Genomic DNA, 6,615 nt, shown 5'->3' with positions numbered 1-6,615 from the left:
CCGAGCCTAAGCGAGGTGCCGAGTGGTGGGGCAAGAGCCCTTTGGTTACTTTGGGGCTTTTCCAAAGTGACCCGCCGTCAGGGCGGAACCCTAAGCGGCCGTTACCGCAGCAATGGATATGTACACAATCCAACTGTGTTGACTGTCAGGCAGCCTTCGCAGGCAAGCCAGCTCCCACATTTTTGACCTCACTTCGATCCGCAATCAGCGAACGCCCTCCGACCTCAGTGCTGCCGGGGTGTAATCCGCTGCCTTGGCCGCGAAGCCGAACATAAAGCTGCTTTTCTCTTCGTTCTTCATGCCCAGCGCGATGTAGCGCCCGGCAATCAGGTCGTACAGGGTTTCCACGGTGTAGGCCGGCACCTGGTGGTCGTAGTAGAACTGCGCATGGCCTTCGGCGACGCGCCACAGTTGGCCGCGGCCGTCGTAGTGGTCCACGAGGGCGACTTGCCAGCTGTCTTCGTCGATATACATGTGGCGCTTGGCGTAGATGTGCCGTTCGTTGGGCTTGACGGTGCCGACCACTTCCCACACGCGGTGCAGTTCATAACGGGTCAGGTCCTGGTTGATATGCCCGGCCTTGATGATGTCGTCGTACTTGAGGCTCGGCGAATCGAGTTTGTAGCTGTTGTAGGGGATGTACATCTCCTTCTTGCCCACCAGTTTCCAGTCATAACGGTCGGGCGCGCCGGAGAACATATCGAAGTTGTCGGTGGTACGCAGGCCATCGGAGGCGGTGCCTGGGCCGTCGTAGGACACCTGCGGCGCGCGCCGCACACGGCGCTGGCCGGCGTTGTAGATCCAGGCCAGGCGCGGTTCCTTCACCTGGTCGAGGGTTTCATGCACCAGCAGCACATTGCCTGCCAGCCGCGCCGGGGCGGTGACCGACTGCTTGAAATAGCTGAGCACGTTGGCGGCCTTGGCCGGGTCGATATCCGGGATGGCCTGGGGCACCGCCACTTCTTCTTCGAAGCGGATCGGCGTGTAGCTGCCATTGGTCTGCGGCGTGGCCTGGGTGATGATGCGCCGCAGGTTGCCGCCGTGGTAACGGGTGATGTGATTCCACAGCACCTCCACGCCATTCTTGGGGATAGGGAACGCGTAGTAACGGTTGCCGGTGAAATTCTCCAGGCCGTTGCCATCGTTAATCGCCTTCACATTCACGGCGCTGCGCTTGATCGACTCGTAAATGTCCGCCGGCAAGTTGACCGTGCGGTGGCTGGGATACACCGGGATCTTGTAGGTTTCTGGGTAGCGCTTGAACATCGCCACTTGGCCGTCGGAGAGTTTGTCCTTGTACTTGTCCACCGTGGCGGCGGTGATCACGAACAGCGGTTTTTCGTTGGCGAAGGGGTCAGCCAGGAAACCCTTACTGTCCACCGCGCCGGCGTTTTTCGGGATTCCGCCGGTCCAGGCCGGGATCGAGCCGTCGGCATTGCCGGCTTTTTCGGCGCCGACCGGGGTGAGGGTGGTGCCGAGCTTGGCGGCTTCTTCGGGCGATACTGCCGCCATTACGTTGGCGGCCAATACGCTCAGGGCCAACACTGCAATCATCTTACGCATAGGGTCTTGTCCTTCTTTTAAGCCAGATCAGAAGTTCACGCCGAAGCTGAGGGCGAGGAAGTCGCGGTCGGTCAGGGTGTTGTAGTCACCGCCAAAAAAATCGGTGTAGCTCAGGCTTGCGGTGTAGGTGCTGCGATAGTCCGCATCCACGCCGACGCTGATGGCCTTGGCGCCTTTGTTAAACAGGCCGTTGGGGCCGTAACCGGCCACGTCATGGGACCAGGACAGGTTGGGCTTGAGGTTCACACCGGCAATGGCGTTGTTGTAGTCAAGGATCGCCCGCGCCCGGTAGCCCCATGAGGTGGAGGTGACAAAACCGTCGGTGTCACCTTGAAAACCATAGGCGCCGTATACCGAGTCTCGGCCGTAGCGCAGTTTGCTTTTGTCTTCCAGGCCGGCGACGTGCACCACCGCCGCTTCGCCCACCAAGGTCAGGCGCTCGGCGCCCAGTACCTGGTCGAAGAACTGGGTCATGGTGGTCTGGATCTGAGTGATTTCCTTGCGGCGGTAGCCTTTGTTGTCATCGCCGAAATTGCTGCGGATGGGTGAAGCGAGTTGGCCCGCGATGGGGTTGACCAGGGCCAGGGTCAGGTCAGTGGTGTTGAGCTGCACCGGCGCATTGGGCCGATAGCTGATCTCGCCGGTCCACGCCGTGCCCGTGGGCAACGTGGTGGAGAAGCTAGCGCCGAACAGGCGGATGTCTTCGGGGTAATCCAGGTAGTACTGGCCACGGCCAAGCATGGTGCTTTGCGCCAAACCGCCCCCGGAACCAGGCGCCAGGGCGTTGGCGGTGTTGATGATGCGCCCGATGGTGGCCAGGTTGGTATTGGCGGTCAGGGTGCCGACGGTCGGTGTGCGGCTGTGGTAGTTCATGAAGTACAGGCCGTACTCAGTGTCATCGCCCAACCAGCGCAGCGCCGCGCCGAACTGGCCGGAGTCGCGCGCATCGCGGTCACCGGCACGCCGCACGATCACGCCTTCATTGGTCACGCCAAACCCTTGACCAAAGGCAGCGGCCACCGGTTGCAGCGGTCGGATCGCCGGGCTGCCCACGGTGTAGTTATTGGTGCAGCCGTCCGCCGCCACGTCCCCACCGAAGAAGGTGCCGCAGTTGTCGAGCACCGTCTGGTCCCATTCCAGTTGGTAGAAACCTTCCACGGTCAGTTGATTGGTCAGGCTCTGGGAGGCAAACAGCATGTTCACCGGGATCAAGCCTTCCTTGATCTCGGCACCGGGCCTGCGAAACGCCGACACGTCGATCGGGTTGATGCTGTTGATGGAGTTACCGATGAAGGTACTTTCGCCCCAACTGACCACCTGCTTGCCGGCGCGCACGGTGCCGGGCAGGTCGCCCAGGGAGTAGTTGTGGTAGACGAAGGCATCGAGGATCTGCGCACCGCTGGACTTGGCGCCTTCCTTACGGTTGTGGTCGCTGATGGGCTTGAACTCGCGGTCTTCGTCCTTGAGCTCGAAGTCGTACCAATACTTGCCACGCACGAATACGCCGGTGTCGCCGTACTTCAACTCAAGGTCGTGCAGCCCCTTGAAGATCTTGGAGAAGGTCTCGCCCTTCTTGAAGTTGAGGCGCCCGTCATCCCCGGTGGACGCCTGGCCCGTCCCGCCATTGACCGTGCCGACCAGGCTTTTATCGGCATCGCGCATGCCCCAACTGGCGCCGACGGACAGCGAGGAGTCGAATTGCCCTTCGATCTCGCCGATATTGAACGAAACAGCCTGCGCCTGGGCACAGCAGCCCAGCGCAACCGCAGTGGCCAGCGCCTGTGGCGTGAAGATGGCGCGCATTATTGTTTTTGTCATGCGTCTTCCCCGGTGAGTGACAGAAGGCCCCACCCTACTGCCGCCCTTGAGGAGCGATAAGCGCACCAAGGAGGTATTCGTGTTGTCGCTCGAAAGGATGAAGGGGTTCGATGGCAGGGCGCTCGGCCGGGGCCATGCATGGGATGGATGAAGGCTTATCAGAGGAATCGATGGCGACGAGCAATTATTGTCGTTTTGGTAACAGTCCTTGTCCCGAACTGCTATTACTCATTCTGTTACAACCGATTATTCTTACTTGGCTTTCAGGGCAAACGCCCGCTCCCGCATCGGGGAGAAAAGCCGATTTATAACGGATTGATCCAGTAATCAGTCTGTTCCCGGTGTTCACTGACGTTGATTTGTCGCTCCTTGATCCAACGTCTTACTTCGGCCGCTGCCTATGCAGCGGCCTTTTTTATGCCCCAAATAAAACGGGGCGTCATCGACGCCCCGTGGGATTCATTGATTTACCGGCAATGATCAGAGGCTGAACTTCTGCAAGTTAGCCATCATTTCCTTCAACGCCTCAATGTTGTCCTTGGGGTGCGCAGCCCCTTCGAAATCGCAGATCTGCTGCCAGTGCGCGGCCACATCTTCCGGCGAAAAACCGGCCTCTGGATCAAAACCCACACCCAGACTACGCTCCCAGCGGGTCTTGCCGATCCAGCCGCCCCCCACTTCAAACAAGCCGGCAGTTTCTTCACAGGCTTCACTGCCCAGGAACACCACCAATGGGCTGACCAGTTCCGGCTTGAGGCGCTCGAACACTTGCGGCGGGATCAGCCCTTCGGTCATGCGCGTGCCACCGGTAGGAGCAATCGCGTTGACCAGGATGTTGTTCTTGCGCCCTTCCAGCGCCAGGGTGCGGGTCAAGCCATACAAGCCCAGCTTGGCCATGCCGTAGTTGGACTGGCCGAAGTTGCCGTAGATACCGGACGTCGACGCCGTGAAAATCACCCGGCCATAACCCTGCTCGCGCAAATGCGGCCAGGCGGCGCGGGTGACTTTGTAGGCGCCTTCGACATGCACCCGGTAAACCAGGTCCCAGTCGCTGTCATCCATTTTATGGAAGGTCTTGTCGCGCAGGATCCCGGCGTTGTTGACTACCACGTCGACCCGGCCGAAAACATCCAAGGCGTTCTGTACGATTTTGTCGCCGTCGGTGACGGAGTCATGGTTGGCTTCGGCAATGCCGCCCACCGCGCGAATCTGCGCCACCACCCGGTCAGCCGCCGAGGCATTGGCCCCCTCGCCTTGGGTTGAGCCACCCAGGTCGTTGACCAGCACTTTGGCCCCGTGCTTGGCGAACAGCAGCGCATGGGCCTGGCCCAAGCCACCACCGGCGCCGGTGACGATCACGACCTTATCCTGGAACTGCACTGACTCACTCATACCGAACTCCGCTGGCGACAATGGGAATAGGCAGAGTGTCACGCACGCAGCCTTTGGTCACAATAAAGACGCCCACGGCTGAATGGTGCCTGATAAGGCAGCGGGATGATGCGCAGGCTCAGGAATAGGCCGCACGCGGTGAAGGCTGGCCGATGCGCTCACGAAACGTTTGGTAGTGCCTGAGCACCTGGACCGGCGCCTCGATCTGCGGGTAGTGGCCGATATGGGCCAGCCATATCGTGTCGGGATCGGGCACCAGTTGGCGATAACGCTCGACCATATGGGCACCGGAAATCGGGTCTACCTCGCCGTCGATCACCCGCAGCGGCACTTCGCCTTGCTGCATGGCCGCCAGCCAGCGCTCGCGCAGGCGGCGGCGTTGGGGAATGTAGGCGATGAGTTTGTGCAGGATACGCGGGCCGTCATTGCAACTGATCAAACTCCAGAAGTCATCCAGCACGCTTTCACTGGGCCGCGTCTGGGGGCCGAAGATCTGGTTGAAACTGCTGGCCAAGGCATTGCGCCCAAAGGCCCGCCCGATCATCCAGCCCAGAGGACTGAGCAGCAGCTTTTGCACCAGCGTCGGCCGATGAGTTTCGGGAAACAGGCCGCCGTTGAGAAATACGCAGCTCGCCATCTGGAATCGTCCCTCGTAATGCCGGGCCAATAATTCCTGGGCGACGCTGTCGCCATAGTCGTGGGCCAATACATGCACTGGCTGCTCTACCCGCAGGTGCTCAAGCAGCGCCTGTTGCAAGTCGGCCTGTTCCAGCAGGCAATAGTCGTGGTTCAAGGGTTTGGCCGAGTCGCCAAAGCCGAGCATGTCGCAGGCAATTACCAGGTTGCGCTGGGCCAGGGGCTGCCACAGGTAATGCCAGTCCCAACTGGCCGTGGGGAAACCATGAATCAGCAGCAACGGCTCGCCCTGCCCGGCCACCCAATACCGCACGGAGTGACCACGAAAGACGAAGTCCTGGCCGCGCTTGCGCCAGGCTCTGAGCGGTATCTCGGCGAGTGGCATCAGCTTTTATACCCGGGGTCCTGGTGGTCCAATTTGCGTAGCAGCGCCGGCCAGGCCAGCGCACCACCCATACCTTGGGCGCTTTTTGTGACAGCTGCCACCATCGCCTTGGCACCGGCGAGAATCTGCGGCTCGATGGCAATCAACTCGGTGCCGCCGCTCTGGGCCAGCACCTGGATCTCGCAGGCGCGCTGGAAGGTGAACATCATCAGGAAGGTATCGGCGATGGTGCCGCCGCAGGTCAGCAGGCCGTGGTTGTGCAGCATCAGGAAATTGTTCTGGCCCAGATCCGCTTGCAGCCGGGCCTTTTCCTCGTGATTGAGCGCCACGCCCTCATAGGCGTGATAGCCAAGGCTCGACAGCACGAACAGCGATTGCTGGCTGATGGGCAACACACCCTGCTTTTGCGCACACACCGCCACGCCCGCAGCAGTGTGGGTGTGCAGCACGCAGGTCACGTCGTGGCGCACTTCGTGGATGGCGCTGTGGATGGTGTAGCCCGCGGGGTTGATCTCGTAGGAACTGTCCATTTGCTTATTGCCGGCCTGGTCAACCTTGACCAGGCTCGACGCGGTGATCTCGTGGAACATCAGCCCATAGGGGTTGATCAGGAAATCTTCAGTGCCCGGCACCTTCGCCGAAATATGCGTGAAGATCAGGTCATCCCAGCCGTGCATGGCCACCAGCCGATAACAGGCCGCCAGGTCCACACGGGTTTGCCATTCAGCGGGGCTGACCTGGGCTTTGACGTTTTGTGGCGATGGAGCAGGGGCTAGGCTCATGGCAATGACCTCCTTGGCGCACTTCTTATGGTGTCTAAA

The 6,615-nt window shown here is 60.6% G+C and carries 5 protein-coding genes; all 5 read right to left on the bottom strand.

The genetic code is table 11. The features are described 5' to 3' along the window. Window positions 1–204 precede the first annotated feature (204 nt). On the bottom strand, window positions 205–1,563 hold the full coding sequence (locus tag GIW04_RS10760; RefSeq protein WP_034133637.1) for a DUF1329 domain-containing protein: 1,359 nt from the start codon (window positions 1,561–1,563) through the stop codon (window positions 205–207). 27 nt (window positions 1,564–1,590) lie between these two features. Further along, on the bottom strand, window positions 1,591–3,381 hold the full coding sequence (locus GIW04_RS10755) for a DUF1302 domain-containing protein (RefSeq protein WP_120248539.1): 1,791 nt from the start codon (window positions 3,379–3,381) through the stop codon (window positions 1,591–1,593). 480 nt (window positions 3,382–3,861) lie between these two features. Next, window positions 3,862–4,773: an SDR family oxidoreductase gene (locus GIW04_RS10750; RefSeq protein ID WP_003194063.1), complete on the bottom strand. Its 912-nt coding sequence runs from the start codon at window positions 4,771–4,773 to the stop codon at window positions 3,862–3,864. 118 nt (window positions 4,774–4,891) lie between these two features. Continuing rightward, window positions 4,892–5,794 carry an alpha/beta fold hydrolase gene (locus tag GIW04_RS10745; RefSeq protein ID WP_003194064.1) on the bottom strand — a complete coding sequence of 301 codons (903 nt, stop codon included), beginning with the start codon at window positions 5,792–5,794 and terminating at the stop codon, window positions 4,892–4,894. Next, complete coding sequence (locus GIW04_RS10740) at window positions 5,794–6,576, bottom strand: class II aldolase/adducin family protein (protein ID WP_003194065.1); 783 nt, start codon at window positions 6,574–6,576, stop codon at window positions 5,794–5,796. The genes GIW04_RS10745 and GIW04_RS10740 overlap by 1 nt, the downstream gene beginning before the upstream one ends. Window positions 6,577–6,615: the final 39 nt, after the last annotated feature.

Origin of the sequence: Pseudomonas sp. PA-4-8C, assembly GCF_021606625.1 — a bacterium.
In the GTDB taxonomy this organism is placed as follows: domain Bacteria; phylum Pseudomonadota; class Gammaproteobacteria; order Pseudomonadales; family Pseudomonadaceae; genus Aquipseudomonas; species Aquipseudomonas lactis.
Note: the sequence above shows the minus strand (reverse complement) of the source record. Positions and strands in the feature narration are given on the sequence as shown.

Bases quoted from the DNA above. Each gene is read 5' to 3' on its own strand.
- GIW04_RS10760 (WP_034133637.1), bottom strand. From the start codon at position 1,563: ATGCGTAAGATGATTGCAGTGTTGGCCCTGAGCGTATTGGCCGCCAAC.
- GIW04_RS10755 (WP_120248539.1), bottom strand. From the start codon at position 3,381: ATGACAAAAACAATAATGCGCGCCATCTTCACGCCACAGGCGCTGGCC.
- GIW04_RS10750 (WP_003194063.1), bottom strand. From the start codon at position 4,773: ATGAGTGAGTCAGTGCAGTTCCAGGATAAGGTCGTGATCGTCACCGGC.
- GIW04_RS10745 (WP_003194064.1), bottom strand. From the start codon at position 5,794: ATGCCACTCGCCGAGATACCGCTCAGAGCCTGGCGCAAGCGCGGCCAG.
- GIW04_RS10740 (WP_003194065.1), bottom strand. From the start codon at position 6,576: ATGAGCCTAGCCCCTGCTCCATCGCCACAAAACGTCAAAGCCCAGGTC.